Raw genomic sequence first — 1,421 nt, 5'->3', positions numbered from 1 at the left:
CTTACATAACTTTACGACTATATTCTTACTTCGTCCCTTTATTAATATTCGTTCAATTATGTACTCATTTCTATATGTACTGAGTCCTTCATCAAAAACCTTTATGAATGTTCCAAATGTAGGATCCTTCTTTGTAGGATACATATTAGCGATTAATAAGATTTTTATTTTATTCATTTTATAATTTATTTTTTACATTCCTTTTCATATAACCTACCATTATGACTAACACAAACAAATGCATTGATTAAAGCTATATAAACACTTGCAGATGCAGAAAACCAGACATGACCAGCCATGTAGCCAATACTTATCACTAACAAATTAGAAAAAAAAACTATTTTTACTAAGGAATTAGTGTGTCTATGTAGAATAGTCTTTATCAATAAAGAAAAGAAGAAAAGAATGATAAACATTAATCCCAAATAACCAAATATCAACATAGCATCCAAATGATCTCGTTCAACTATTTTGGAGTTATCACTTGCTCCCATCCCTAATAATCTAATACTAAAATCAGAATTATAGAAAGCTTCTTTTTTTAAATCCCAAAATTCATCACGTCCGGAAAAAACCAGACGCTCGAGACCTCCTGAATTATAAAAGTATGTCCACCGTTCAATTGCTCCGATAGTAGTATTAGATATTAAATCTATAATGTAAGGAATAGAACAAATAATTATTATAAGTCCCAAAATCATTAAGCGAATTCTTTTGCGAACAGGTAAATACCAAAATGGTATGACAATGGCAGATAAAAAGGTTGCCAAAATTGCAGTCTTGCTTCCAATTAAAAAACCTATTATAAGAACAAACAAATATGAGAGAAACAATTTTAAACCAGATAATCTTATAATAAGCCAATAAAACATGAATGGAGCAAGTACTGCCAATATTCCACCTAATTCATTACCTGCAAAAAAGAAACCTTTGACACCCAATTCTGCATTATCTCCTTTATAAGTAGGGACACCAAATCCCAATAATCCCATAATAATATTAAAAGCCAGAACTAACCAGCCAACTAGCAAAACTTTCTTACTATTGAGTATTGCTATTTCTGGAAATTTCTTGAATGAAAAACAAAAATATAAATATAGGTATACTAAAGATAAAAACTTCGATAACATCAATATCGGTTCTGTAAAATTACTTGCTATTAATGATAAATGCAAAAAATAGCAAGCTATATACATGAAAGACCCCCAAACAATTATCAATGTTTTATTAATACTAATCAATCTAATCGTTATTAAAAACAGAACGAATAGCTTATATACTTGAGATAAAGGAATATTTATGCCAGAAGACATAAAAAAGCCTGTGAATGAATCTACTACAAGCCACATTGTAGCCATCCACCAAAGAATCTTATCTATTTTAGTATAATACATGAATCTTTTTTTATTAGTATTCTATTT

General features: G+C 29.1%; 1 protein-coding gene. It reads right to left on the bottom strand.

The genetic code is table 11. The features are described 5' to 3' along the window. Positions 1-185 precede the first annotated feature (185 nt). Positions 186-1,358 carry an O-antigen ligase family protein gene (locus H6A61_RS15235; RefSeq protein WP_204394753.1) on the bottom strand — a complete coding sequence of 391 codons (1,173 nt, stop codon included), beginning with the start codon at positions 1,356-1,358 and terminating at the stop codon, positions 186-188. Between the last annotated feature and the right edge of the window lie 63 nt (positions 1,359-1,421).

Origin of the sequence: Bacteroides caecigallinarum, assembly GCF_016901995.1 — a bacterium.
Taxonomy (GTDB): domain Bacteria; phylum Bacteroidota; class Bacteroidia; order Bacteroidales; family Bacteroidaceae; genus Phocaeicola; species Phocaeicola cellulolyticus.
This window is presented reverse-complemented; position numbering and strand designations above follow the sequence as displayed.

What these genes read in the sequence shown, in the direction of transcription:
- H6A61_RS15235 (WP_204394753.1), bottom strand. Translation starts at nt 1,358, where the DNA reads ATGGCTACAATGTGGCTTGTAGTAGATTCATTCACAGGCTTTTTTATG.